At 71.7% G+C, this 25,677-nt stretch carries 25 protein-coding genes; 15 read left to right on the forward strand and 10 right to left on the reverse strand.

Annotated elements, in window-relative coordinates; genetic code table 11:
- Positions 1–90 precede the first annotated feature (90 nt).
- Positions 91–855: a FadR/GntR family transcriptional regulator gene (locus AC3RKB_RS06975; RefSeq protein WP_491435357.1), complete on the reverse strand. Its 765-nt coding sequence runs from the start codon at positions 853–855 to the stop codon at positions 91–93.
- 172 nt (positions 856–1,027) lie between these two features.
- On the opposite strand from AC3RKB_RS06975, the gene AC3RKB_RS06980 reads away from it, so the two are divergent.
- Genes AC3RKB_RS06980 through AC3RKB_RS07005 form a run of 6 tightly spaced genes read left to right on the forward strand, consistent with a single transcriptional unit; the run spans position 1,028 to position 7,117 of the window.
- On the forward strand, positions 1,028–2,443 hold the full coding sequence (locus AC3RKB_RS06980) for an MFS transporter (protein ID WP_491435359.1): 1,416 nt from the start codon (positions 1,028–1,030) through the stop codon (positions 2,441–2,443).
- Positions 2,440–4,209: a dihydroxyacetone kinase family protein gene (locus tag AC3RKB_RS06985; RefSeq protein WP_491435361.1), complete on the forward strand. Its 1,770-nt coding sequence runs from the start codon at positions 2,440–2,442 to the stop codon at positions 4,207–4,209. The genes AC3RKB_RS06980 and AC3RKB_RS06985 overlap by 4 nt, the downstream gene beginning before the upstream one ends.
- Positions 4,202–4,672 (forward strand): ribose-5-phosphate isomerase, encoded by a 471-nt coding sequence (locus AC3RKB_RS06990; protein WP_491435363.1) that lies wholly within the window; start codon positions 4,202–4,204, stop codon positions 4,670–4,672. Before AC3RKB_RS06985 ends, AC3RKB_RS06990 begins: the two co-directional genes overlap by 8 nt.
- Positions 4,672–5,451: a triose-phosphate isomerase family protein gene (locus AC3RKB_RS06995; RefSeq protein WP_491435364.1), complete on the forward strand. Its 780-nt coding sequence runs from the start codon at positions 4,672–4,674 to the stop codon at positions 5,449–5,451. Before AC3RKB_RS06990 ends, AC3RKB_RS06995 begins: the two co-directional genes overlap by 1 nt.
- A complete protein-coding gene (locus AC3RKB_RS07000) occupies positions 5,448–6,242 on the forward strand; it encodes a sugar phosphate isomerase/epimerase family protein (RefSeq protein WP_491435365.1) in 795 nt (264 codons plus the stop codon). The genes AC3RKB_RS06995 and AC3RKB_RS07000 overlap by 4 nt, the downstream gene beginning before the upstream one ends.
- Positions 6,239–7,117, forward strand: a complete 879-nt coding sequence (locus AC3RKB_RS07005) for a phosphogluconate dehydrogenase C-terminal domain-containing protein (protein ID WP_491435367.1) — start codon at positions 6,239–6,241, stop codon at positions 7,115–7,117. Before AC3RKB_RS07000 ends, AC3RKB_RS07005 begins: the two co-directional genes overlap by 4 nt.
- Positions 7,118–7,165: 48 nt before the next feature.
- On the opposite strand, the gene AC3RKB_RS07010 is transcribed toward AC3RKB_RS07005, so the two are convergent.
- Positions 7,166–8,641 carry an MFS transporter gene (locus AC3RKB_RS07010; RefSeq protein WP_491436772.1) on the reverse strand — a complete coding sequence of 492 codons (1,476 nt, stop codon included), beginning with the start codon at positions 8,639–8,641 and terminating at the stop codon, positions 7,166–7,168.
- Between the two features lie 5 nt (positions 8,642–8,646).
- Positions 8,647–9,120: a MarR family winged helix-turn-helix transcriptional regulator gene (locus AC3RKB_RS07015; RefSeq protein ID WP_491435369.1), complete on the reverse strand. Its 474-nt coding sequence runs from the start codon at positions 9,118–9,120 to the stop codon at positions 8,647–8,649.
- Between the two features lie 103 nt (positions 9,121–9,223).
- Between AC3RKB_RS07015 and AC3RKB_RS07020 the strand changes: the two genes are divergently transcribed.
- The 4 genes from AC3RKB_RS07020 (at position 9,224) to AC3RKB_RS07035 (ending at position 13,800) form a co-directional block, all read left to right on the forward strand.
- A complete protein-coding gene (locus AC3RKB_RS07020) occupies positions 9,224–10,999 on the forward strand; it encodes a circularly permuted type 2 ATP-grasp protein (RefSeq protein ID WP_491435370.1) in 1,776 nt (591 codons plus the stop codon).
- A complete protein-coding gene (locus AC3RKB_RS07025; protein ID WP_491435372.1) occupies positions 10,999–11,928 on the forward strand; it encodes an alpha-E domain-containing protein in 930 nt (309 codons plus the stop codon). Before AC3RKB_RS07020 ends, AC3RKB_RS07025 begins: the two co-directional genes overlap by 1 nt.
- Entirely contained in the window at positions 11,925–12,770 is an 846-nt protein-coding gene (locus AC3RKB_RS07030) for a transglutaminase family protein (RefSeq protein ID WP_491435373.1), read from the forward strand. Before AC3RKB_RS07025 ends, AC3RKB_RS07030 begins: the two co-directional genes overlap by 4 nt.
- A gap of 181 nt (positions 12,771–12,951) precedes the next feature.
- Positions 12,952–13,800 carry an alpha/beta fold hydrolase gene (locus tag AC3RKB_RS07035; RefSeq protein WP_491435374.1) on the forward strand — a complete coding sequence of 283 codons (849 nt, stop codon included), beginning with the start codon at positions 12,952–12,954 and terminating at the stop codon, positions 13,798–13,800.
- A 1-nt stretch (position 13,801) separates the two neighbouring features.
- Here AC3RKB_RS07035 and AC3RKB_RS07040 read toward each other — a convergent pair whose 3' ends face one another.
- Positions 13,802–14,422 (reverse strand): histidine phosphatase family protein, encoded by a 621-nt coding sequence (locus tag AC3RKB_RS07040; protein ID WP_491435375.1) that lies wholly within the window; start codon positions 14,420–14,422, stop codon positions 13,802–13,804.
- 268 nt (positions 14,423–14,690) lie between these two features.
- On the opposite strand from AC3RKB_RS07040, the gene lplAB reads away from it, so the two are divergent.
- Both lplAB and AC3RKB_RS07050 read left to right on the forward strand, forming a co-directional pair.
- Positions 14,691–15,740 carry a lipoate-protein ligase LplAB gene (lplAB, locus tag AC3RKB_RS07045; protein WP_491435376.1) on the forward strand — a complete coding sequence of 350 codons (1,050 nt, stop codon included), beginning with the start codon at positions 14,691–14,693 and terminating at the stop codon, positions 15,738–15,740.
- Positions 15,741–15,972: 232 nt separating this feature from the next.
- A complete protein-coding gene (locus tag AC3RKB_RS07050) occupies positions 15,973–16,293 on the forward strand; it encodes a hypothetical protein (protein ID WP_491435377.1) in 321 nt (106 codons plus the stop codon).
- Between the two features lie 71 nt (positions 16,294–16,364).
- Here the strand turns inward: AC3RKB_RS07050 and AC3RKB_RS07055 are convergent, their stop codons facing one another.
- On the reverse strand, positions 16,365–16,868 hold the full coding sequence (locus AC3RKB_RS07055; RefSeq protein WP_491435378.1) for a flavodoxin family protein: 504 nt from the start codon (positions 16,866–16,868) through the stop codon (positions 16,365–16,367).
- Positions 16,869–17,012: 144 nt separating this feature from the next.
- On the opposite strand from AC3RKB_RS07055, the gene AC3RKB_RS07060 reads away from it, so the two are divergent.
- The gene (locus AC3RKB_RS07060; protein ID WP_491435379.1) at positions 17,013–17,885 is read left to right on the forward strand and encodes a DNA-methyltransferase; all 873 of its coding nucleotides are present in this window, start codon (positions 17,013–17,015) and stop codon (positions 17,883–17,885) included.
- Between the two features lie 115 nt (positions 17,886–18,000).
- Here the strand turns inward: AC3RKB_RS07060 and AC3RKB_RS07065 are convergent, their stop codons facing one another.
- The 5 genes from AC3RKB_RS07065 to AC3RKB_RS07085 all read right to left on the reverse strand — a co-directional run bounded on the left by AC3RKB_RS07065 (position 18,001) and on the right by AC3RKB_RS07085 (position 23,869).
- Positions 18,001–19,026, reverse strand: a complete 1,026-nt coding sequence (locus tag AC3RKB_RS07065) for a LacI family DNA-binding transcriptional regulator (RefSeq protein ID WP_491435380.1) — start codon at positions 19,024–19,026, stop codon at positions 18,001–18,003.
- Positions 19,027–19,094: 68 nt separating this feature from the next.
- The gene (locus AC3RKB_RS07070) at positions 19,095–20,552 is read right to left on the reverse strand and encodes a GH1 family beta-glucosidase (protein WP_491435382.1); all 1,458 of its coding nucleotides are present in this window, start codon (positions 20,550–20,552) and stop codon (positions 19,095–19,097) included.
- Positions 20,549–21,481, reverse strand: coding sequence for a carbohydrate ABC transporter permease (locus AC3RKB_RS07075; protein ID WP_491435383.1), 933 nt, complete (start codon positions 21,479–21,481; stop codon positions 20,549–20,551). The genes AC3RKB_RS07070 and AC3RKB_RS07075 overlap by 4 nt, the downstream gene beginning before the upstream one ends.
- Positions 21,478–22,515 (reverse strand): carbohydrate ABC transporter permease, encoded by a 1,038-nt coding sequence (locus tag AC3RKB_RS07080; RefSeq protein ID WP_491435385.1) that lies wholly within the window; start codon positions 22,513–22,515, stop codon positions 21,478–21,480. Before AC3RKB_RS07080 ends, AC3RKB_RS07075 begins: the two co-directional genes overlap by 4 nt.
- 82 nt (positions 22,516–22,597) lie before the next feature.
- Positions 22,598–23,869 carry an ABC transporter substrate-binding protein gene (locus tag AC3RKB_RS07085; protein WP_491435386.1) on the reverse strand — a complete coding sequence of 424 codons (1,272 nt, stop codon included), beginning with the start codon at positions 23,867–23,869 and terminating at the stop codon, positions 22,598–22,600.
- Between the two features lie 258 nt (positions 23,870–24,127).
- Between AC3RKB_RS07085 and AC3RKB_RS07090 the strand changes: the two genes are divergently transcribed.
- A complete protein-coding gene (locus tag AC3RKB_RS07090; protein WP_491435388.1) occupies positions 24,128–24,835 on the forward strand; it encodes an amidase domain-containing protein in 708 nt (235 codons plus the stop codon).
- The gene (locus AC3RKB_RS07095; protein WP_491435389.1) at positions 24,835–25,656 is read left to right on the forward strand and encodes a M15 family metallopeptidase; all 822 of its coding nucleotides are present in this window, start codon (positions 24,835–24,837) and stop codon (positions 25,654–25,656) included. The genes AC3RKB_RS07090 and AC3RKB_RS07095 overlap by 1 nt, the downstream gene beginning before the upstream one ends.
- Positions 25,657–25,677: the final 21 nt, after the last annotated feature.

The following is a 25,677-nucleotide window of genomic DNA, read 5'->3' on the forward strand; positions in this document are numbered from 1 at the left end:
TCGCTTCGGGCGAACCACTTCTCCACCTCACCGATAGGAGCGCCGCGTCGAGCCGTGCCGCGTCGGCCTCGGTGCTCGCCGCGAATCGGCTCAGGCCGCCCCCGCGTCGCCGCGCGACCCGATCGCCGCGCCGGAGAGTCGCGCCGAGGCCGTGGTCATGTGCGCGGCCATCGCGGACGCGGCGCCGTCGGCATCGCGCGCCTCGAGTGCGCGGAACACCGCCTCGTGCTCGGCGAGCGCGGTGCCCGCCTGCGCCTGGTCCTGCACGGCGCGGTCGACCCAGACGCGCAGCAGCGAGCGCACGATCTGCAGGAGGTCGAGCAGCACCGAGTTGCCTGCGCTCGAGGCGAGGTCGTGGTGCCAGGCGAGGTCGGCCTTGACGAAGGCCTTGAGGTCGCCGTCGACGTTCGCGCGCATGCGCTCGAGGTGCGCGCCGAGGCTCGCGAGCTCCGCGTCGGTCAGGCGGTCGGCGGCGAGCCGGGCGACGTAGATCTCGAGGCCCGATCGGAGCTCGAGGAGCTCGGCGGTGCTGCGCTCGCCGATGAGCACGCCCCAGCTGAGGCTCTGGGGGAGCAGTTCGCTCGCCGTGCCGCGCAAGTAGGTGCCCGAACCGGGACGCACGTCGACGATGCCGAGGATCTCGAGCGCGGCGAGGGCCTCGCGCACGGCGGAGCGGCCGACCTGGAGGTTCGCCGCGAGTTGCCGCTCGGGGGGCAGGCGTGTGCCCGGCGCGATGGACCCGCTCGTGAAGAGGTCGAGCAGCTTGGTGGCCACGACGGAGACGGCGGAGCCGGACGGCAGCGCGCCGAGGGCGGCGGCGATCTCGGCCGAGCTGTCGTCGCGGAACACGGGCATGCCTCCAACCTACCAACCGGTGGGCCGGCGGGTCGGTGCGGCGCGGCGGGTGGACGCCCGTCCAGGAACACGACATCCGGCTTGCAATTGGTCAACCGGTTTGCCAATATGGACCCCGTCATCCAGTGCCGGAGTCCTCCGGCACCTGAGCAGGAGAGAAGCAGGAGTCAGCGTGGACACCACCACTCGAGCCGAGGCGCAATCCGCCGTCGCGCAGTCCGCCATCCGCAAGGTCGCCGTCCGGCTGGTGCCGTTCGTCGCGTTGATGTTCTTCATCAACTACCTCGACCGCACCGCCATCGGCTTCGCGGCACCCAACGGCATGAACGAGGACCTCGCCCTGTCGGCCGCCCAGTTCGGCTTCGCCTCGGGGGTCTTCTTCATCGGCTACATCCTGCTCGAGGTGCCCTCGAACCTCGCGCTCCACAAGTTCGGCGCCCGCAAGTGGCTCGCCCGCATCATGGTGAGCTGGGGCATCGTCGCCGCCCTCTTCACCTGGGTGCAGAACTTCGAGCAGCTCGTGGTGCTCCGCTTCCTGCTGGGTGTCGCCGAGGCCGGCTTCTTCCCCGGCGCCATCCTGTTCCTGAGCCTCTGGGTCCCCGCCGCCTACCGCGGCAAGATCCTCGCGCTGTTCTACCTGGCGCAGCCGCTCACCACGGTGATCGGCGCTCCGCTCGCGGGCCTGCTCATCCAGCAGGACGGCGTGTTCTTCGGCCTCGAGGGCTGGCGCTTCATGTTCCTCGGCGTCGCGATCCCGGCCATCGTCGTCGGCATCATCGCCTGGTTCTACCTCAAGGACCGCCCGGCCGACGCCAAGTGGCTGAACCCGGCCGAGCAGGAGTGGCTCACCGGCGCGCTCGCGAGGGAGAAGTCCACCACCGAGGCCTCCCAGCACCACGTCTCGGTCAAGCACGCCTTCAAGAGCGGCCGCGTCTGGGCCCTCTCGTTCATCTACTTCGGCTTCATCTACGGGCTCTACGCGCTCGCGTTCTTCCTCCCGACGATCATCGACGGCTTCCAGACGGCGGCCGGCACGGAGTTCGACGTGTTCCAGAAGGGCCTCATCACCGCGATCCCGTACATCCCCGCCGCGATCGCCCTCTGGCTCTGGTCGCGCGACGCGTCGCGCCGCGGCCTCCGCACGTGGCACATCGCCGGCCCTGCGATCGCCGGTGCCGTCAGCATCCCGCTCGCCCTGTTCGCCGGCTCGCCCGTGCTGACCATCGCGGTCATCTCGATCACCGCCATGGCGATCTTCGCGGCCCTGCCGAACTTCTGGACCCTGCCCACGCAGTTCCTCACCGGCGCGGCCGCCGCCGCGGGCATCGCGCTCATCAACACGATCGGCAACATCGCGGGCTTCAGCGCCCCGTTCATCACGGGTGCGGTGCACGACTGGACCGGCGGCTACGAGGTGCCCATGTTCGTGGTCGGCGGGTTCATGCTCATCTCGGCGATCCTCATGATCTCGCTCGCCCGCCGCGGTCGCGTGAAGGTCGCGCACGGCCACGCGACGGCCGACGCAGCCGCGCCGCTGCAGGCCGACGGCAGCGAGGCCGAGACGCCGGCGGAGGAGGCCCGGCGATGACCCGCCTGCACAACCGGCCCGAGGACTTCGCCGACGAGATGATCGACGGGTTCGTCGCGGCCAACGGCCGGTACGTCCGTCGCATCTCGGGCGGGGTCGCCCGCTCGACCGCCACGCCGCAGGGTCAGGTCGCGGTCGTGATCGGCGGCGGCTCGGGACACTACCCGGCGTTCGGCGGGCTGGTCGGCCAGGGCCTCGCGCACGGCGCGGCCATGGGCAACCTCTTCGCCTCGCCCTCGACGCAGCAGGTCCGCTCGGTCGCCACGGCGGCCGAGCGGGGCGGCGGCGTGCTGTTCAGCTACGGCAACTACGCGGGCGACGTGCTCAACTTCGACGCCGCGCAGGAGCAGCTGCGGGCCGCGGGCATCCCCACCGAGACGGTCACGGTCACCGACGACATCTCGAGCGCCCCGCTGGCCGAGAAGCACAAGCGCCGCGGCATCGCGGGCGACCTCACGGTCTTCAAGTCGGCCGCCGCGGCCGCCGAGGAGGGCGCCGCGCTCTCCGAGGTGGCGCGCGTGGCGCGCCTGGCGAACGAGCGCACCCGGTCGTTCGGCGTCGCCTTCACGGGCTGCACGCTCCCGGGCGCCGAGACCCCGCTGTTCACCGTCCCCGAGGGGCGGATGGCGGTGGGCCTCGGCATCCACGGCGAGCCCGGCATCGACGAGACCGACGTGCCCACGGCCGACGGCCTGGCCGAGCTGCTCGTGTCGAGCCTGCTCGCCGAGCTGCCCGAGGGCGTCGCCACGGCAGAGGGGGCGCGCGTCGTCCCCATCCTGAACGGCCTCGGCGCCCTCAAGTACGAGGAGCTCTTCGTCGTCTACCGCCGCATCGCGCAGCTGCTCGAGGCGGCCGACATCGAGATCGTCGACCCGCACGTCGGCGAGTACTGCACGAGCTTCGACATGGCGGGCGGCTCGCTCACCCTGTTCTGGCTCGACGACGAACTCGAGCGACTCTGGAACGCCCCGGTCGACACGCCCGCGTACCGTCGCGGCGCGGTCGTCGCGGCTGAGCGCGTCGAGGTCGACGAGGCAGAGGCAGCGGCGGATGTCGCGGCCCGCGCCATCCCCGTCGGCAGCTCCGATTCGCAGCAGGCCGCCGCCCTCGCACTCGCCGCCCTCGAGACCACGGTCGCGACGATCGACGCGCACGTCGACGAGCTCGGCCGCATGGACGCGATCGCCGGCGACGGCGACCACGGCATCGGCATGCAGCGCGGCTCGCACGCCGCCCTCGACGCGGCCCGCGAGGCTGCGGCGGCGGGTGCCGGTGCCGCGACGCTGCTCGACCGCGCGGGCGACGCCTGGTCGGACCGTGCCGGCGGCACGTCGGGCGCGCTCTGGGGCGTCGCCCTGCGCTCGGTGGGCGCCGCACTCGGCGACGACGCGGCCCCGACCCGCCACGCGGTCGCGACCGGCGTCGCCGGCGCGCGCGACGGCATCCAGTCGTACGGCAAGGCCGAGGTCGGCGACAAGACCATGGTCGACGCGCTCGTCCCATTCGCCGACACGCTCGGCCGCGAGGTCGACGGCGGGGCGCGCCTGGCCGATGCGTGGGCGGAGGCCGCCGCCGCGGCATCCGCTGCTGCTGCCGCCACCGCTGACCTGCTGCCCCGCATGGGCCGCGCCCGCCCCCACGCCGAGAAGAGCCTCGGCACGCCCGACCCGGGCGCCCACTCGTTCGCGCTCATCGTCACCGCGGTGGGCGCAGCCCTCGCCGGCCGTGCCGGCGCCCCGAAGGAAGAGGAAGCACAGCATGCCTGACCAGCTCCGCATCGTCGTCGGCAGTGACGACGCCGGGTTCGACTACAAGGAGATCCTCAAGCGCGATCTCGAGCAGCACGCCGGCGTGGTCTCCGTCGTCGACGTGGGCGTGGACGCCGAAGGCCACACCGCGTACCCCAAGGTCGCCGTCGCCGCGGCCGAGCTCGTCGCCGCCGGCGAGGCCGACCGCGCGCTGCTCATCTGCGGCACGGGCCTGGGCGTCGCGATCGCCGCGAACAAGGTGCCCGGCATCCGCGCCGCGACCGCGCACGACAGCTTCTCGGTCGAGCGCAGCGTGCTCTCCAACGACGCCCAGGTCCTCACCATGGGCCAGCGCGTGGTCGGCATCGAGCTCGCCCGCCGCCTCGTGCGCGAGTGGCTGACCTACCGCTTCGACCCCACCTCGGCGTCGGCCGAGAAGGTCGCCGTCATCGGCCAGTACGAGACCACGGGGTCCTGCTGATGTCCCCGCGCGTGTCGGTCGGAGTGAGCCTGAAGATGTACTTCGGGCACGCCGACGCGCGCCGCTGGTTCGAGCGGGTCGCCGACCTGGCGGCCGCGCACCCCGCCGTGGCCGACGGCCGCGTCGAGTGCTTCGTGATTCCCACCTACCTGCAGGTGCTCCCGGCGCTGGCCGCGTTCGCCGGCACCCGGGTCGTGGTCGGGGCGCAGGATGTCGCGACCGACGACGCCGGCGCGTTCACCGGCGAGGTCTCGGCCGCCGAGCTCGCCGAGGTCGGCGTGCGCGTCGCCGAGGTCGGCCACGCCGAACGCCGCCGCCTGTTCGGCGAGACCGACGAGGTCGTCGCCGCGAAGACCGCAGCCGCCCTCCGCAACGGCATCGCCCCGGTGCTCTGCATCGGCGAGACCGAGCGGGCGGATGGCGCGACCGCCGCCGTCGCGACCATCGCCCAACTGCGCTCGGCCCTCGAGGGCGCCCCGGCCGGCCGCGTGCTCGTCGCCTACGAACCCGTCTGGGCGATCGGCGCCCCCGACCCTGCTCCGGTCGCGCACATCGCCGAGGTCACCCGCGCGCTCCGCGCCGAGCTCGACGGGCTGCCCGGCCGCGAGGGCAGCCTCGTGATCTACGGCGGCTCGGCCGGCCCCGGCCTGCTGACCCGCCTCGGCGACGCGGTCGACGGACTGTTCCTCGGCCGCTTCGCGCACGACCCCGCGGCCCTGGCCGACGTGCTCGACGAGGCCGCCGCGCTCGCCGACCGGCTCGAGGAGGCGATCGCATGATCGGCCTCGGCACGTACGCCTTCTTCTGGCAGCACTCCGATCGCGTCGAACGGCCGCTCGGCCTGGTCGACATGCTCAAACGCACCCGCGACCTCGACGTCGACCTGTTCCAGATCTGCGACTACGCCCCGCTGCAGGCGATGTCGGCCGACGACCTCCGCGACGCGGCCACCGCGGCGCGCCGGCTCGGCCTCACGATCGAGCTCGGCACCAAGGGCGTCGCACCCGAGCACCTCATGGACTTCCTGCGCCTCGCCGACGTCTTCGACGCGCGGCTCGTACGCACCATGGTCTTCGCACCCGGTTTCCGGCCCACCCACGATGAGGCCGCCGCACTGCTCGGAACGGTCATGCCCGAGTTCGAGGCCGCCGGCGTCACGCTCGCCCTCGAGACCTACGAGCAGGTCACGACCACCGACCTCGTCGCGCTCGTCGAGCGCGTCGGCAGCGACCGCCTCGGCATCTGCCTCGATCCGGCGAACGTCGTCGCCGGCCTCGAACTGCCCAAGGACGCCGTCGAACGATGCGCCCCGCTGACCCGCAACATCCACGCCAAGGACTTCGCGTTCGCCCGGCAGGACGGCTGGGTGGGCTTCACCTACAGCGGCGCCCCCATGGGCGAGGGCCTGCACGACTACCCGCACCTGCTCGACACCGTGCGCCCCGACCAGCGGGGCGTCAACCAGGTCATCGAGCACTGGTTGCCCTGGCAGGGCGACCCCGACACCACCGTCCGCACCGAACTGGAGTGGACTTCGACCGCACTGGAGTACCTGAGGAGTATCCGATGAGCACCACCGACACCATCACGCCCACCGAGACGTTCACCATCGCCGTCATCGGCGCCGGCGGCAAGATGGGCATGCGCGTCTCGAACAACCTGGTCAAGACCGCGCACACCGTCTTCTACAGCGAGAACTCGCCCGCCGGGCAGGAGCGCGTGCGCGAGGCCGGCCGCGAGCTGACCGCGACGCCCGACGCCGTGCGTGCCGCCGACATCGTCGTGCTCGCCGTGCCCGACCTCGCGCTCGGCCCGGTCACCTCCGACATCGTGCCGCAGCTCAAGCCGGGCGCCATCGTCCTCACGCTCGACCCCGCCGCGGCCTACGCCGGCCTGCTCACCACGCGCGAGGACGTCATCCAGGCCGTCGCGCACCCGTGCCACCCGTCGGTGTTCCTGCAGCGCACCACCCCCGAGGAGTACGCGGACACGTTCGGCGGCATCGCCGCCCCGCAGGACGCGATCGCCGCGATCGAGTCCGACGACCCCGCCAAGGCCGCGATCGTCGAGGCCACCGTCCGCGCCATCTACGCGCCCGTGATCGACGTGCACTGGGTCACCGTCAAGCAGCTCGCTCAGCTCGAGCCGACTCTCGTCGAGACCATCGCCTGCATGGTCGGCGCCCTGCTCAAGGAGGCGCTCGACGAGGCCGTGAACACCATGGGCGTGCCCGAGGCGGCGGCCCGTTCCATCCTGCTCGGCCACACCCAGGTCGCGCTCGCGAACGGCCTCCGCGGCGACAACCCGTTCAGCGACGCCTGCCTCATCGCCATGGACTACGGCAAGGAGTCGATCATCAAGGACGACTGGAAGAAGGTCTTCCAGGACGACGAGCTCGACAAGAACCTCGCCCGCATGCTGCACCTCGACAAGATCGAGCGCTGACCCCGGCGGGCGAGTGCACACTCGCCCGCCGAACGAGGCCGAAGGCGCTCACCGGTGGAGGGTGGGCGCCTTCGCGTCTCTGGTGCCCGGGTGCTCCTTCGAGTTGCCCCCTTCGCCGGGTCGCGAGCGCGCGAATCCGAGCGGAACCGGCATGTCGATGCGACGGAACGGGGGTTCGACGGGGCGCATGACCTGCGTGTGGCGCGCGCCGGCGCGAACCTCCACGACGTCGACCGGGCGCGTGACGGGTACGGCGATCGCCGCGGTCGGCGCCTCGGCGTAGGCGAGGCCGAAGCGCGGCATCCTTCCGTCGACCGGATGGCGCACCACGCGCAGCCCGCGGGCGACGATGAGCCAGGTGAGGCCGATGAGCGCGGCGAGGGCGGCCGCCGCGGCGGCGACCCCGAGCGCCCAGCGCGGGCCCCACGCATTCGCGACCGCGCCGACGATCGGCGCGCCGATCGGCGTGCCGCCCGACAGGATCGCCATGTACAGCGCCATGACCCGGCCGCGCAGGAGCGGATCGGTCGTGGTCTGCACGTAGCCGTTCGCGGTGGTGAGCATCGTGACGATCGTGAAGCCGATGAACACGGTCGACGCGGCGAACAGCCAGTACGTCGGCATGAGGGCCGCGACGGTGGCCGCGACGCCGAAGAACGCGACGGCCGTGATGATGACCCGGATGCGCGCGCGCTCGCGCTTGGCGGCGAGCAGCGCGCCCGTGAGCGAGCCGATCGCGAGGATCGACGAGAGTAGGCCGTACTCGCCCGCGCCGCGGCCGAACTCGACCGCCATGGTCGAGGAGAAGATCGGGAAGTTCATGCCGAAGGCGCCGATGAGGAACACCATGACGAACACGACGGCGAGGTCGGGCCGGCCGGCCACGTAGCGGAAGCCCGCGACGAAGGCGCCGCGCTCACGGGGAGCCCGCGGCATCCGGCGCAGCTTCGAGCCCTTGAGCTTCGCGAGCGCGACGAGCACCGCGATGAACGTGACCGCGTTGATGACGAAGACCCAGCCCGTGCCGACGAGCACGATGAGCAGGCCCGCGAGGGCCGGGCCGATCATGCGCGCCGCGTTGAACGAGGCCGAGTTGAGCGCGACCGCGTTCGACATGTTCGACGACGACACGAGGTCGGCCACGAAGGTCTGGCGCGCGGGTACGTCGATGGCGTTGACGATGCCGAGCAGGCCGGCGAAGAGGTAGAGGTGCCAGAGCTCGGCGTGGCCGAGGATGAGCAGCGCGCCGAGCGCGAAGCCGAGCAGCATCATGGCCGACTGGGTGACCATGAGCACCTTGCGGCGCTCGAACCGGTCGGCGATGAGGCCGGTCACGGGCACGAGCAGCAGCTGCGGCGCGAACTGCAGCGCCATCGTGATGCCGACGGCCAGCGCGTCGTTGTCGGTGAGCTCGGTGAGCACGACCCAGCTCTGGGCCGTCGCCTGCATCCAGGCGCCGATGTTGGAGATGAGCGCGCCGACGAACCAGATGCGGTAGTCGACGGAGGCGAGGGAGCGGAACATGGACTTCACTGGTCGGTGAGCCTCCTGAGGATGTCGGTTGCGGCGGCGATGGTGCTGCGCTCGTCGGGGGTCAGGGCGGCGAGTCGCTTGGCGAGCCAGGCGTCACGCCGGCGGCGGGTCTCGCGCACGATCTCGTGCCCGGCCTCGGTCGCGTGGAGCAGGATCTTGCGGCCGTCGTCGGGGGAGCCCTCGCGCACGAGCAGGCCCGCCTCGACGAGGCAGTTCACGGTGCGGTTCATCGAGGGCGGGGTGACCCGCTCGAGCTCGGCCAGGCGACCGGGGGTGAGCGGGCCCTCGCTCGCCGTCCATGCGAGAGCGGCGTACTGGGTCGCGCTGAGCTCGGTGTCGGCGCGCTCCTGCCGCATGCGTCGCGCGAGGCGCATGACCGAGAGGCGCAGTTCGGTGCTCTGCTCGGCGAGCGTCGCGCGCCGAGCGCGTAGGGGCGCGGGTGCGGGCGCCGGAGCGAAGATATCGGCCATGTAGTTAGCATAACAAATTAGTGTGGCTAACGATTCCCCCGCGATACCGGCCCGCCGCGTGTCGGAAACACCGCGGAAACGCCGGACTGGGACGCTCGGGTCCATGGGCAGCCTCTTCGACGGATACGTGGCGACACGGCCGCGCCGGCGTGCCCGCACGCAGGCGTGGGACGAGATGTTCCCCGCCGGGGCGCGGGCCGTGCGCGAGCCGTACCGCGAGCTGTATCCCGCACTCGCGCGCATGACGCAGGACGAGCTCCGCGGCCGGACCGACGCGCTCGCGAGCTCGTACCTCGCGCAGGGCGTGACGTTCGACTTCGCCGGCGAGGAGCGGCCCTTCCCACTCGACGCGGTGCCGCGCGTGATCTCGTCGTCCGAGTGGAGCGTCGTCGAGGCCGGCGTCGCGCAACGCGTGCGCGCGCTCGAGCGGTTCCTCGGCGACATCTACGGCCCGCAGCACGCGATCCGCGACGGCGTCATCCCGGCCGCCCTCATCAGCTCCTCGACCCACTACCACCGCCAGGCCGCCGGGATCGTCAGCGCCAACGGCGTGCGCATCCACGTCGCCGGCATCGACGTGATCCGCGACGAGCTCGGCGACTGGCGCGTACTCGAGGACAACGTGCGCGTGCCGAGCGGTGTCTCGTACGTCATCTCGAACCGGCGCGTCATGGCGCAGACGCTGCCCGAGCTGTTCACCTCGATGCGGGTGCGGCCCGTCGGCGACTACCCGAACCGGCTGCTGCAGGCGCTGCGCGCGAGCGCGCCCGAGGGCGTCGACGACCCGACCGTCGTCGTGCTGACGCCCGGCGTGTTCAACTCCGCGTACTACGAGCACACGCTGCTCGCCCGCCTCATGGGGGTCGAGCTCGTCGAGGGCCGGGACCTGTTCTGCTCGGGCGGGCGGGTGTGGATGCGCACGACCGCCGGCCCCACGCGGGTCGACGTGATCTACCGCCGCGTCGACGACGAGTTCCTCGACCCGCAGCAGTTCCGCCCCGACTCGGTGCTCGGCGCCCCCGGCCTCATGCTCGCCGCGCGGCTCGGGCACGTCACCATCGCGAACGCGGTCGGCAACGGCGTCGCCGACGACAAGCTCGTCTACACCTACGTGCCCGACCTCATCCGCTACTACCTCGGGCAGGAGCCGATCCTGCCGAACGTCGACACCTGGCGCCTGGAGGAGCCGGAGGCGCTCGCCGAGGTGCTCGACCGCCTCGACGAGCTCGTCGTCAAGCCCGTCGACGGCTCGGGCGGCAAGGGCCTGGTCGTGGGGCCGGATGCCTCGAAGTCGACGCTCGCCGAGCTGCGCGGTCGGCTGCTCAAAGATCCGCGGGGCTGGATCGCGCAGCCGGTCGTGCAGCTGTCGACCATCCCGACGCTCGTCGACGACGGGATGCGCCCCCGCCACGCCGACCTCCGGCCGTTCGCGGTGAACGACGGCACCGACGTGTGGGTGCTGCCCGGCGGACTCACCCGGGTCGCCCTGCCCGAGGGTCAGCTCGTCGTGAACTCGAGCCAGGGCGGCGGGTCGAAGGACACGTGGGTGCTGGACGACGCGAACGTGACGGGCCCGATCGTGGGGCTCGTGCCGGCGCGCGGCAGCGGTGTCGGTGGCGTCGTGGCCGACCAGGCCACCGCGCCCGTGACGGCGTCGACGCCGGTGGTCGAGGTCGAGCAGGCCGCACCGCACCGCAGCCACCGCCCCGAGTCGTCCCCGCAGGACGAGGACGCGCCCGTGCGACAGCAGCAGCAGCAACAGCAGCAGTCCAGCGGGTTGAGGAGGTCGCGCAGCGACCGTCTCGAGACCCGGGCCGACGGGTCTCGAGACGCCGACTCCGTCGGCTCCTCGACCGGCACGGACGGGGAGGTGGACTGATGCTCTCCCGCATCGCCGAGTCGCTCTTCTGGATCGGCCGCTACATCGAGCGCAGCGACGGCACCGCGCGCATCCTCGACGTGCACCTCCAGCTCCTCCTCGAGGACCCGTGGATCGACGAGGACACCGCGTGCCGGGCGCTCCTCTCCGTCATGGGCAGCGAGGCCGATGACGACATCGCGCTCGGCCGCGACGACGTGATCGCCCTGCTCGCGGTCGACCCGAAGAACTCGGCCTCGATCGCGCACTCCATCACCGCCGCGCGCGAGAACGCCCGCCGCGCTCGCGAGATCGTCTCGACCGAGCTCTGGGAGGCGCTGAACCACACGAACGCGCGCATGCCCCGGCACGTGGCATCCGACAAGACGCACGAGTTCTTCCGCTGGGTGCGCGACCGCGCCGCCCTCGCGCTCGGCGTCGTCGACTCCGCGACGAGCCGCGACGAGGCGTGGCACTTCTTCAACCTCGGCCGCTCCATCGAGCGCGCCGACATGACCGCGCGCCTGCTCGCCACGCGCTCGCTGACCGAGGCGAGCGGCCCGAGCTGGACCACGATCCTCCGCAGCTGCGGCGGCTACGAGGCGTACCTGCGCAGCTACCGCGGCGTGCCCTCGACCCAGTCGGCGGCCGAGTTCCTGCTGCTCGACCGGCTCTTCCCGCGCTCGATCATCTCGAGCGTCATCCGCGCCGAGGAATCGCTTCGCGAGATCGACCCGCGCGCCGGACGCGTGGGCGTGACCGACCAGGCGCAACGCCTGCTCGGCCAGATCCGATCCGAGCTGGAGTACCGGCCGATCGGCGACATCCTGCTCGACCTCGCCGGCCACATGGAGCACGTGCAGGAGGTCGTCTCCGACGCGAGCGACGCCATCCGCCACCGCTACTTCCCGGCGAGCGTCGTGCCCGTCTGGATCGGGGAGGTCTCATGAGCCGCCTGCGCATCGTCCACCGCACCGGGTTCGACTACGCCGAGCCGGCGACCGCGTCGTACAACGAGGCGCGCATGCTGCCGTCGTCGGCGGGCGAGCAGTTCGTGCTGCACGCCTCGCTCGACATCCGGCCCGGCGCGACGCAGCACACCTACGTCGACTACTGGGGCACGCGCGTGTCGACCTTCGAGGTGCTGACCCCGCACCGCGAGCTCTCGGTCACCGCGACGAGCCTCGTCGAGGTGCGACCCCTGCCCGGCCGCGGCCCGGAGCCGACGTGGGACGAGCTCGCCGCCATCCGCACCTCGAGCATCCCGTTCGTGGAGCTCACGACCCAGACGGATGCCACGGAGCCGCCCGCCGAGGTCGCCGCGCTCGCCGCGGAGATCGCGGCCGAGGGCATGCCCGTCGGCGAGACCGCGCTCGAGATCTCGCGTGCGATCGGCGACGCGGTCGAGTACGTCACGGGCGTGACGGGAGTGAACTCGACCGCTCGCGAGGCGTGGGCCGAGCGCAAGGGCGTCTGCCAGGACATGGCCCACCTCGCGATCGGCGCCCTGCGTTCGGTCGGGATCCCCGCGCGGTACGTCTCGGGCTACCTGCACCCCGACCGCGAGGCGCCTGTCGGCGTCACCGTCGCGGGGGAGTCGCACGCGTGGGTCGAGTGGTTCGCCGGTACGTGGCGGGGCTACGATCCCACGAACCTCGCCGAAGTGGGCGAGCTGCACGTGCTCGTCGGCCGTGGCCGCGACTACGGCGACGTGCCACCGCTCCGCGGGGTGTACGCGGGGCCGGGCTCGTCCGAGCTGTTCGTCTCCGTCGAGGTCACGCGCGAGGCCTGAGCCTTGTGCGCAATTCAGGAGCCGGCCACGGCCAGGCACGCGTGACGGGCGGAATCGTGCGCTGACCGGCGCGGGCGCGCCATCCGTTCCTGAATTGCGGACGCTGTCGCGGGGCGGCGACGTCCGGGGAGCCGCCCGCGCCGCGACATCCGCTCGCCCGCGCGCCTGACAGGATGAGCGCATGCCGACGTTCACCGACGCCTGGGGCGTGCACATCCACTACGAGCACTGGCGCGTGCCCGAGCCGACCGCGGTCGTGCAGCTCGCGCACGGCATCGGGGAGCACATCGGGCGGTACGGTGAGCTCGTCGCGGCGCTGAACGCGGCCGGGTACTCGGTGTGGGCCGACGACCACCGCGGCCACGGGCAGACCGGGTTCGAGCAGCACGGCGGCGACCTCGACCGCATGGGGCGCCCCGGGCCCGGCGGCATGCGCGCCGCGATCGCGGGCGTCGAGCGGTTCGGCGAGATCATCCGCGAGACCGAGGGCGACGACGTGCCGCTGGTCATCCTCGGGCACTCGTGGGGGTCGTTCCTGACGCAGCACGTGGTGAACCGGCATCCCGACCGCTACGACGCCGTCGTGCTGAGCGGCAGCGCGTGGCTGCAGCTCGGGTACACGAACACGGGCGACCTGAACAAGCGATTCCGGAGGCCCGGCGGCACCTCGGTCGAGTGGATCTGCAGCGATCCGGCCGTCTGCGAGGCGTTCGAGGCCGACCCGTACACGACCGGCCGCACCCTCCAGCAGCTGTTCGGCTGGCCGCAGTCGTTCACGCTCATCACCCGGCCGTCGAAGCGGATCTCGAGCGAGCTGCCGCTGCTGCTCATGGTCGGCTCCGACGACGTGGTCGGCGGCGAGCGCAGCTGCCTCGCCCTGCTCAAGGACTACGAGCGCCGCGCGCACCTCGTCGACGCGACGCTCATCGTGTACCAGGGCGCACGCCACGAGATCTTCAACGAGCCGAACCGCGAAGACGTGCGCGCCGACCTCGTGCGCTGGCTCGACGAGCGCTTCGCCGTCGACTGAGTCAGCCGCGCGGCGACAGGTTGAAGCCGAGCAGCCGCGCCCGGCGCTGCCCGTCCAGCTCCTCGAACCGCAGGTCGGTGAGCGCGCAGTTCTCCACGACGGGGAACAGCTCGCGGTACCGGTCGGGATCGATGCCGAGCAGCTCGCACAGCACGAGCCGCATGAGCGTCGCGTGGGTCACCACGAGCACGCGCCCGTGCGGGAACTCGTCGACGAGCTCGAGCAGCGCCGGCAGCGCCCGGGCGACGCCCTCCATGCCCGACTCGCCCGCGGGCATGGGCTGACGGGCCGGATGGCGCTCGAAGGCCTTCCACTCGGCGGGCATGCGCTCGTCGAGCTCGGCGGGGGTCAGCCCCTCGCCCGACCCGAAGTCGATCTCGACGAGACGCGGGTCGATGCGCGTCTCGAGGCCCGTGGCCTCGGCCGCCGGCTTCGCGGTGAGCCGCGCCCGCTGCAACGGCGAGGCGACGATGGCCGAGAGACGCGCGCGCGTCGCCCATGCGCCGAGTTCGTCGGCCTGCACGAGCCCGTGGTCGGTGAGCTCGACGTCGGACGAGCCGGCGTAGCGGTGCTCGGCGTGCCACACGGTCTCGCCGTGCCGGGCGAGGAAGAGCGTCGTCATCGCGGCCTCCGTTCCACGGTCTCGACGCCGGCCGGTCACGCGCGGGCGCCCCTGCGCCGAGCCTACGCCCGTGCTCCACCTCGCGCCGCCGCGCCCCTCGCTCCGCGTCCCTCGCCGCGTGCCATCCCTGCCCGCCACCCCTCGCCCCCCACGGTCTACAGGAGAACCGGCGATGCACAGGACGGATCCGGCGGCGTCGGCGTCATGCAGATCGCCGATTCTCCTGTGAACCGCGGGCGGCGGTCGCGGCATCCGTAGGCTGGAGCCCATGCACGGTGAGTACAAGGTCCCCGGCGGCAAGCTCGTGGTCGTCGACTTCGACGTCGAGGGCGGCGCGATCCGGGGCGCGCGGGTCGCGGGCGACTTCTTCCTCGAGCCCGACGAGGCGCTCGACGACCTCAACCGGGCGATCGAGGGCCTGCCCGCGGCATCCGATGCCAAGCAGATCGCGGCCGCGATCACCAAGGGGCTCCGGCCCGACGCCGTGATGCTCGGCTTCTCGGCCGAGGCGATCGCCGTCGCGGTGCGCCGGGCGCTGACGGATGCGCGGACCTGGGCCGACTACGAGTGGGAGATCGTGCACGACCCGGCCGTGCCGCCGCGCCTGCACCTCGCGCTCGACGAGGTGCTCGCGACGCGCGTCGGCGAGGGCCGCCGCAAGCCCACGTTGCGCTTCTGGGAATGGGAGGAGTCGGCCGTCGTGATCGGCTCGTTCCAGTCGGTCAAGAACGAGGTCGACCCGGATGGCGCGTCCCGCTACGGCTTCGACGTCGTGCGCCGCATCTCGGGCGGCGGCGCGATGATGATGGAGAAGGGCAACGTCGTCACCTACTCGCTGTACGTGCCGGCCGAACTCGTGCAGGGTATGAGCTTCGCCGACTCGTACGCGTTCCTCGACGACTGGGTGCTGCAGGGACTGCGCTCGCTCGGCATCGAGGCGACGTACCAGCCGCTCAACGACATCGCGAGCCCCGCCGGCAAGATCGGCGGCGCCGCGCAGAAGCGCCTCGGCTCGGGCGGCGTGCTGCATCACGTGACGATGGCGTACGACCTCGACAACGCCAAGATGCTCGAGGTGCTGCGCATCGGCCGCGAGAAGATCAGCGACAAGGGCATCGCATCGGCGGCCAAGCGCGTCGACCCGCTGCGGTCGCAGACCGGCCTGGCGCGCGCCGAGATCATCGATCGGCTGAAGGAGACGTTCGCAGGCATGTACGGCGCGACGCCCGGGTCGGTGAGGCCCGACGAGCTCGCCGAGGCCGAGGCGCTCGTCGCCTCCAAGTTCGCGACCGAGGAGTGGCTGCAGCGCGTGCCGTGAGCGCGCGCGGCGCGTGCAGAATTCAGGAAACCTGACCGTGCGGTGTCGCGGTCACGCGCGGAATCCGCGCGCTGATCCGCCCGCGCACCCGCGCGGCTCCTGAATTCCGGACCACACGGACCACGCACGGACCACGCACGAACCACGCACGGGCGGCGACGCGGGCGGTGTGAGCACGCGCCCTGAGGAACTCCTGAACGTGAGCCGACGTCACTCCGTCTAGAATCGCCGGGTGGACTGGTGGATGATCCTCCTCATCGGAGGCGCGGTGATCGTGCTGGGCGTCGTCGCGACACGCCTCGGCTGGATCGACCTGTCCGACAAGACGAAGCGCGGCAAGCCGTCGGGCGCCGCCGTCATGATGATCGGCGACGAGGTCTTCGCCCCGCGCAAGTACGAGGCGCAGGTCGAACTCGAGCGCCAGTCGCGGCTGCCCGCACCCGCCCCGCTGCCCGGCGACGGCGACAAGGGCATCGCGTTCGCGGCGGCCGACGCCGACGACGACGACCCCGACCGGTTCCGCGGTCGCATCCGCCTCGACGTCGGGCGCTGACCGCCGACGGCCAGCGATGAGCGCTGCGCCGACCGCCCCGCGCCGCCGGCGTGACCGCCCGGCGCCGACCGCTATGCGTCGATGAGCGTCGTCCCCCACTCCCGCGCGCGCTCGACCTCCCCGTCGGCGGTCGGTCCCGAGTACCCGTGCACCCCGAACGTGTTGGGCTTGTCGACGGGTCGGAACCCCTTCGCGACGAGCTGCTTGAGCGCTTTCTTCGCGGCCGATCCGGGCAGGCGCGGGTGCACGGTCCGCGTGTCGAACGTCGCGACCGCGACCGCAGAGGCCGGCGGCGCGAGTTGCTCGAGCCACTCGCGGATGCCCCTCGCGGGGATCCTCGTCGCACCCTGCTGACGCGCCGAGTCGCGCGTCGAACCGGTCGACATCGAGAACGCGTGCGTCGGCCCGCCGACCACGAGCAGGTCGATGTCGGGGTCGATCGCGGCGGGCGCGTCGACCGCCTCGACGACCTCGACCGCGTCGACGCCCGCGCCCGCGCGCAGCCCCTCGGCGATCGCATTCGCGAGTTCGCCGGTGTTGCCCCAGATCGTCTCGTACACCACCAGTGCGCGCATGGCCCCGTCCTCGTTCCTCGTCGTGCTGCCCCGCGCGACAGGCTACGGCGACGGATGGCGCGCCGCGAGGGACCTTCGACCGGTTGAGCTGCAAGCCCGGTCGTGGTGCGCGGGCGCCGCGACATCCGCTGGCAGACTTGAGCGGTGGCCGCCGACGAACCCGACCGCGTCATCCACGCCGACAACCTCGACGTGCTGCCGACGCTCCCCGACGGCCGCTTCACGCTCGTCTACCTCGATCCGCCGTTCAACACGGGGCGCAGCCAGGCGCGGCAGTCGACCACGCACGTGCGGCAGGGCGGGGCGGATGACGCGGCGCCCGCGCCATCCGGAACCATCACCGGATTCGCCGGCAAGCGGTACGAGCGCATCCGCGGCGACCTGATGCGCTACGACGACCGCTTCGACGACTACTGGGGCTTCCTCGAGCCGCGCCTCGCCGAGGCGTGGCGGCTGCTCGCCGACGACGGCACGCTCTACCTGCACCTCGATTACCGCGAGGCGCACTACGCGAAGGTGCTGCTCGACGCGCTGTTCGGACGCGAGTGCTTCCTCAACGAGCTGATCTGGGCGTACGACTACGGCGGAAAGTCGAAGCGGCGCTGGCCGACCAAGCACGACACGATCCTCGTGTACGTGAAGGATCCGCAGGCGTACTACTTCGACTCGGCGGCGGTCGACCGCGAGCCGTACATGGCGCCCGGACTCGTGACGCCTGAGAAGGCCGAGCGCGGCAAGCTGCCGACCGACGTGTGGTGGCACACGATCGTCTCGCCGACGGGCCGCGAGAAGACGGGCTACCCGACGCAGAAGCCCGAGGGCGTGCTGCGCCGCATCGTGCAGGCGTCGAGCCGCCCGGGCGACTGGGTGCTCGACGCGTTCGCGGGCTCGGGCACGACCGGGGCCGTCGCGCGATCGCTCGGCCGGCGCTTCGTGCTCGTCGACGAGCACGCCGACGCGATCGACGTCATGCGTCGCCGGTTCGCGGATGCCGCGGGCGTGCGCTTCGAGCCCTGACGTATGACGCGTGTGCGGGTCGAGGAGCCGCGAAGCGGCGTCTCGAGACCCCGGCGCGGGGCAGGTCTCGAGACGCGTCGCGCTTCGCGCGGCGCTCCTCGACCCGCACAGGCGGCTACGCCGACGCGCGGCGCACGAGCCGCGTCGGCATGATGTTGCGGTGCGGCACGTCCTCGCCGGCGAGGATGCGCAGGAGCAGGTCGGCCATCATGTAGCCCATCTCCTCGGACGGCTGGTGCACGGTCGTGAGCGGGATCGCCGACGAGGTCGCGGCGGGACTGTCGTCGTACCCGACGAGGGCGATGTCGCCGGGCACGGTTCGCCCGCGTTCGCGCAGCACCGAGAGCGCGCCGGTGGCCATGAGGTCGCTCGCCACGAACAGGCCGTCGAGGTCGGGCACCCGGTCGAGCAGTCGCCGGGTCGCCGCGACCGCGCCGGCCACCGAGAAGTCGGCGGTCTCGACGGCGTCGTCGGGCAGCCCCGCCGTCGCCATCGCGCGCCGGTAGCCGTCGAGCCGGTCGACCGCGGCGGGCATGTCGAGCGGGCCCGTGATCGTGCCGACGCGCCGCCGCCCGATCGCGAGCAGGCGCTCGGTCGCGGTCATGCCGCCCTCGACGTTGTCGACGTCGACGTAGACGTCGTCGTCGGCGATGTTCGGCGGCCGCCCGCCGAAGACCATGGGCATCTCGCGGGCCGCGTCGGCGAGCGAGTGGTCGCCCTCGTGGTGCGACACGACGAGCGCGCCGTCGACGACGCCCGAGCGCAGGTACCGCACGGTCTTGCGGTTGGGGTCGCTCGTCGAGAGCAGCAGGTTCAGCAGGTACTCGCTCGTGTCGAGCCGGCGCGTGATGCCCTGCACGATCGCCGCGAAGTACGGGTCGCCGAAGAACATGGTGGTGTCTTCCGGCACGACGAGCGCGATGGCGCCCGAGGTGCGGCTCGCGAGCGAGCGCGCCGCGCGGTTGGGCACGTAGTTGAGCTTCGCGATCGCCGCGTTGACCGACCGGACGACCTCGGGGGAGACCTTCGGCGAGCCGTTCACGACGCGGCTCACGGTCGCACGCGACACGTTGGCCTCGCGTGCGACCATCTCGAGGGTCGGCGCCGACGGCCGCGCCCCGGTCCCGCTCACCCCCTGCATGCTCGTCAGTCTATTTCCGAGAGGCACGGGGCGGCGGTCCGGGGCGCGTGGCGGGTCGGTGGGCGGGGTCAGCGAGCGGATGCCGCGGGCAGGGCGCGGTCGCGCGTGACGCGCTGGTACGCCAGCCCGCTGTCCTTCACGGTGCGCTCCTGCGTGTCGTAGTCGACGCGCACGAGCCCGAACCGCTTGTCGTAGCCCCAGGCCCACTCGAAGTTGTCGAGGATCGACCAGTAGAAGTAGCCGTGCACGGGCGTTCCCTCGTCGATGGCGTCGAGGATCGCGCCGAGGTGCGAGAGCAGGAACTCCGCGCGCTCGGCATCGTGGACGGCGCCGTCGGCCGTCACCTCGTCGTCGTAGGCGGCGCCGTTCTCGGTGACGAACAGCCGGACGCCCGCCGGGCCGGCGTACTCGCGGTGCACGCGGCCGAGCAGCTCGCGCAGCCCGTCGGGCTCGACCTCCCAGCCCATGGCGGTCTGCGGCAGGCCCTGCGAGTGGAAGTGCACGCCGTCGGCGGCAGGGAACGGCGAGCGGACCGGGCGGTCGGTGGGCGCTTCCCCGCCGTGGGGCGCGGCGGGCGGCCGGTCGCTGACGGACTCGCCGTGGTAGTAGTTCACTCCGAGCGCGTCGATGCGGGTCGAGATGATCTCGAGGTCGCCGGGCAGGATCACGTCGCGCAGGCCGAGGTGCGCGACATCCGCCAGCAGGTCGCCCGCGTAGTGGCCACGGAAGATCGGGTCGAGGAAGACCCGGTTGAACTGCCCGTCGATGCGGCGGGCCGCGTCGACGTCGCCCGGTCGGGTCGGATCGACGGGCTTCGCGTTCGTGAGGTTCAGCGTGATGCCGAGCTCGAGCGACGCGTCGCGCTCCCGGAGCGCCTGCACGGCGAGCCCGTGGCCGAGCATGAGGTGGTGCGCCGCAGCCAGCCCGGCGGCGACGTCCTGCCGCCCCGGCGCGTGGGCGCCGGCCGTGTAGCTGAGGAACGACGAGCACCACGGTTCGTTGAGCGTCGTCCAGACCTTCACGCGGTCGCCGAGCGCATCGTGCACCGAGAGGGCGTAGTCGCGGAACCGGAACGCGGTGTCGCGGTTCGTCCACCCGCCCTGCTCCTCGAGCGCCTGCGGCAGGTCCCAGTGGTAGAGCGTGAGCCACGGCAGGATGCCGGCCTCGAGCAGCTCGTCGACCAGGCGCGAGTAGAAGTCGATGCCCTTCGGGTTCACCGGTCCGCCGTCGGGCCGCACGCGCGACCACGACGTCGAGAAGCGGTACGTGTCGAGGCCGAGCTCGCGCATGAGCGCGACGTCGTCGCGGTAGCGGTGGTAGTGGTCGCAGGCGACATCGCCGTTGTCGGCGTTGATGACCGCACCGGGCACCCGGCTGAAGGCGTCCCAGATCGAGTCGGTGCGGCCGTCCTCGTGGGCGGCGCCCTCGATCTGGTAGGCGGCGGCGGCCGCGCCGAGGAGGAAGCCCTCGGGGAAGCGACGGCCGGTCGCGGTGGCAGTGGTGGTGGCGGGCTGGACGATGGTCATCCCTTGACGGCTCCTTGCATGATTCCTGAGACGAGCTGCTTGCCGGCGACGACGAACAGCAGGAGGAGGGGAATGGTCGACAGCAGCACGCCCGCGAGCACGATCGAGTAGTCCACGAAGTGGTTGGACTGCAGGAGCGAGAGCGCGACGGGCAGCGTGGGGTCGCTGCGGTCGAGCACGATGAACGGCCAGAAGAAGTTGTTCCAGGCCGTGACGAAGGTGAAGAGGCCGAGCATCGCGGCGGCCGGCCGGGCGGCGACCACGCCGACGGTCCAGAAGGTGCGGATCATCGACGCGCCGTCGACGCGCGCGGCCTCGATGAGCTCGTCGGGCACCGACTGCTGCAGGTACTGCGTCATCCAGAACACGCCGAACGCGCTGGTGACGGCCGGGATGATGATCGCCCCGATCTGCCCCGTCCAGCCGAGGTCGGAGAAGAGGATGTACAGCGGCACGACGCCGAGCTGCATGGGCACGGCCATCGTGGCGACCACGAACACGAGCAGCGCCTTCGAGCCCGGGAACCGCAGCTTGGCGAACGCCCAGCCGGCGAGTGTCGAGGTGATGACGACGGATGCCGCGATCAGCCCCGAGCTGACGATCGAGTTCCACAGCGCGGGCCAGAAGTTCACGGCCGGGTCGTTCACGACGGTGGTCGCGTTGGCGAGGAAGTTGCCGCCGGGCCACCACGAGAAGTCCTGGTCGTTGATGGTCGTCGAGTCGCCCGACCCGATGAGGAACGACCAGTAGAACGGGAACACCGAGGCGATCAGCACGACCACCAGGCCCGCGTAGACCCAGAAGCCGGCGCGCCGGCCCTTGATCCGCGTGGTGCGGGCGCGGCGGCGCTCGGTCGTCCGGGGGAGTCGGGCCTCGGTGGCCGGGGACTCGTCGATGGCGGGCGCGACGGGGGAGTCCGTGGAGCTCATGCGCGCACTCCCTTCTTCTTCGCACGGGCGTTCGGGTTGCGGGTGCCCTCGCCGCGGACGAGCGATCGGGTCACGACCAGGTTGATGAGGCCGATGACGAGGATGATCAGGAACAGGATCCAGGCCAGTGCGGCGGCGCGACCGAAGTTCCACTCGCCCCAGCCGATGTTGTAGAGGAACAGCGTGATCGTGAGCCATTGCTGGGCGGGGCCGCCCTCGCCGGTGTTGTCGAACATGCGCGGCTCGTCGAAGATCTGCAGTCCGCCGATGGTCGAGGTGATGATGACGAAGATGAGGGTCGCCTTGAGCGAGGGCAGCGTGATGCTCGTGAACTGCCGGAATGCGCCGGCGCCGTCGACGGTGGCCGCCTCGTAGTAGTCGCGCGGGATCGCCTGCATGGCGGCCAGCAGGATGAGCGTGTTGTAGCCGGTCCAGCGGAAGTTGACCATCGTGGCGATGGCGACGTGGCTCCAGAACGGGTCCTTGTGCCAGGGGATGGCGATCAGGCCGAGGTCGGTGAGCACGTTGTTCACGAGGCCGTGGTTGTCGCCGAACATGTTGCTGAAGATGAGCGCGACGGCGACCGGGGCCATGACGAAGGGCACGAGCACGCTCATGCGCCAGAAGGTCTTCGCCCGGATGTTGCGGTCGAGCATCGCGGCGATGAACACCGCGGCGATCAGCTGCGGCACGCTCGAGAGCAGGAAGATGCTGAAGGTGTTGCGCAGCGCCGTCCAGAACTGCGGGTTCTGCAGGATCCAGACGTACTGCTCGAAGCCGACGAACTCGCCGGAATTGCGGACCAGGTCCCAGTCCATGAACGAGATGACGGCGGTGTACGCGATGGGGAAGAGCCCCACGACCGCGAACATGATGAAGAACGGGGAGATGTAGAGGTACGGCGAGACCTTCAGGTCCCATCGGCTCAGGTGCTGGCGGAACGAGAGCACCCGTACGGGGCGGTCCGCGGGCTCGGCGGGCGCGGACTTGGGCGCCGGCGTCGGCGCCGGGGGGCGCGTTTGCGTCGTGGTCACGATGGCTCCGTCTCAGTGGGCGGGGTGGCTGCGGCGGGATGGGGTGTGCGGGCCGGTCGCCCGGCCCGCACACCCGTCCGGACTAGAAGGCCTCGACCTCGGAGACCCACGTGTTCCACGAGGTCTGCTGGTCCTCGGCGCCGTCGAAGACGCGGTTCACCGCGTTCTGGAGCGCGTCGTGGTACTTGAAGTAGTCGGCGTCCTTGTACGGGGCGACCGACACGGCGGCGGCACGGTTCGAGAGGATCTCACCGGTCGGCGCGGCGTTGAAGTACTCGTTGGTCGCGCTCGCGAGCTCGTCGCCCTCGAGGGCCTCGAGCTGGCTGGGGAAGGTGCCCGCGTTCGCGAAGGCCTTCATCTGCGTCTCGGGGCTGGTCAGCCAGTCCGCGAGCTCGAGTGCGGCTTCCACGTTCTCGCCGTCGGCCGGCACCGTGAGGTACGAGCCGCCCCAGTTGCCGCCGCCGTTCGGGAAGACGTCGGCGATGTCCCAGCCGGTGACCTCGGCGGCGTTGCCCGAGATGACGCCGAGCATCCAGCCCGGGCACAGCATGGTGGCGAACTCGCCGTTGGCCATCGAGGCGAACCAGTCGTCGGACCACTGGCCGGAGTACGCCGAGTTGGGGATGGCGCGCTCGACGACGAGGTTGTACGCCTCCTCGATCTCGGGGTTCTCGGTGGCGATGACGGTGCCGTCCTCCTCCGTGTACGTGTACTCGATCTGGTTCACGATGCCCTGGAGCACCGAGTTGGCCGAGTCGATCATCGGCTTGCCGGTGGCGGCGCGGTACTGGTCGGCGACGTCGAGGAAGTGCTCCCAGTCGCCGTCGAAGAGCGCGGCGACCTCGGCGCGGTCGGTCGGCAGCCCGGCGGCCGCGAACAGGTCGGAGCGGTAGCAGATGCCCTGCGGGCCGATGTCGGTGCCGAAGCCCACGAGGCGGCCGTCGGCGTCGGTCGCCGCGGCCTCCTTCCAGTCGAGCCAGCGGCCCTTGACGCTGTCGGGCGCCTCGGCGAGCAGGTCGGAGTACTGCATGGCCTCGGCGAACCAGTCGATCTCGACGGCCTCGATGTCGGCCAGGCCGCCCTTGCCGAGCTTCTGGAAGTAGTTGGCGCGTGCGTCCCCGGACTCGGCGGCGCGGTTGTGGACGATCGTGACGTTCGGGTTCTCGTCCATGTACTCCTGGAGGAGCTCGTCCGTGTAGCCGAAGTCGTTGAACGTGGCGATGGTCAGCTCGACCTGGCCGTCGGCGTCGGCGGTCTGGTCGCCCGCGGCGCAGCCGGTGGCGATGAGGGCGAAGGATGCGGCGCCGGCGACGGCCGCGAACGCCTTGGTGCGTCGTGAGAGATTCACGGTCACTCCCTTGTGTGCGTGGATGGGTTTGCAGGGCGCTCGTGAGCGCGCGCTGTTCGGGTGTGAGAGCGCTCTCACGATGCGGTTCCCGATGGTAGAGACATCCCTGCCCAGATGTCAAGAGAGCGCTCTCACGAATCTTCTCAGAGACCGGGTCGTGACCGGGTGGCGCTCCGCTGCCGCGCAGGTTCTGTGCGGCTGATGCGGATGAAACGGAGGGTCCGCTCCCGGCGTACTCGGAGGCGCGGCGGCTACCGTTTCCGCGTGCCCCGACCTCTGCTCCTCGCCGGACTCGCCGCTGCCATCGCAGTCGGCGCGACCGGGTGCGCCGGCATCCCGCCGCTGCCGCCGCAGGCGTCGATCGGCACCGTGACGCCCGATCAGCAGCGCGGGGCCGAGACCGCCCCGGCGACTCCCGAGCCGGAGGAACCCGCCGAGTCCGACGACCCCGTGACCGACGCGAGCGAGGATGTGCAGGTCGACGTGGCCAGCAACCCCCGAGTCGTCGCACAGGTCGACTATGTGCTCCAATACTGGTCGGACTACAACGACGAGGAGTGGGGCGTGCTCGAGCGCAACGACTGCGTGAACTTCGCCAGCCAATCGCTGGTGGTGCGCGGCTGGGAGCAGTCGGCCCAGTGGTACCACGGCGGCGACCCGTACTCCTCCTCGGCGTCGTGGCGCAGCTCGACCGCGATGCGCAACTGGCTCGCGAGCCGTCCCGACCTCGCGACCGCCCTCGAGGACGACCAGCGCGACCAGGTGCAGCTCGGCGACCTCGTGCAGTTCGACTGGGACAACTCGGGCGACCGCGACCACACGGGCGTCGTCACCCGCATCGAGCGGTCGAGCCAGGGCGTGAAGGTGTACTTCGCCGGGCACACGCTCGACAGCGACTACCGCGACGTCGACGTCGCCATCACCACGGAACACCCCGGAGCGTCGGTGTACTACTGGCGCCTCGCCGACTGATGCCGCCCCGCACCCCGGCCTCCGCACGCGTCCGCAGGAATCGCCTCATCGCCGGCGCGATCGCGCTCGCCGTCGTCCTCGGCGGGTCGATCACGGCCGCGGCGCTGATCGTCGCGGGCGGCGACGACGGGAACCCCGCGGCATCCGCCTCGACCTCGTCGACCCCGACGCCGACGCCGTCGCCGACCGTCGAGCGCCCCTCGCCTGCGGCGACCCCGACGGCGACGCCGGTCGACGCCTTCGACCGGGCCGCGCGTTCGATCGACGACCCCATGAGCATCTGGGTCGTCGTCGACAAGCTGCGCCCGCTGCAGCCGATGGACTTCGAGCCGGGCGACCTCGTCACGGTTCCGGTCGCGCACACGTGGGACCCGCTCCTGCGCCAGGAGGCCTCCGACGCCGTCGTGGCGATGTTCGCCGCGGCGAGGGCCGAGGCCGGGCTGTCGCTCGCCTCCAACAGCGCCTACCGCTCGTATGCCGCGCAGCAGAACATCTACGTCGGCGACGACGAGCTCACGGCACGTCCGGGCTACAGCGAGCACCAGACCGGCCTCTCGATCGACATCGGCGCGGAGTCGGGCACGTGCTCGATCGAGGTGTGCTTCGCCGACCTGCCCGAGGGGCAGTGGCTGCGCGACAACGCGCACCGCTTCGGGTTCATCCTCCGCTACCCGGCCGACAAGCAGGCGGTCACCGGCTACCAGTTCGAACCGTGGCACTTCCGGTACGTCGGCGCCGACCTCGCCGAGGAGATGCGCGCGACGGGCGTGACGACGCTCGAGGAGTTCTTCGGACTCCCGGCCGCCCCGGCGTACCAGTAGCTGCGGGCCCGGCGCCGCGGG

This window comes from Agromyces capsici (assembly GCF_058349965.1).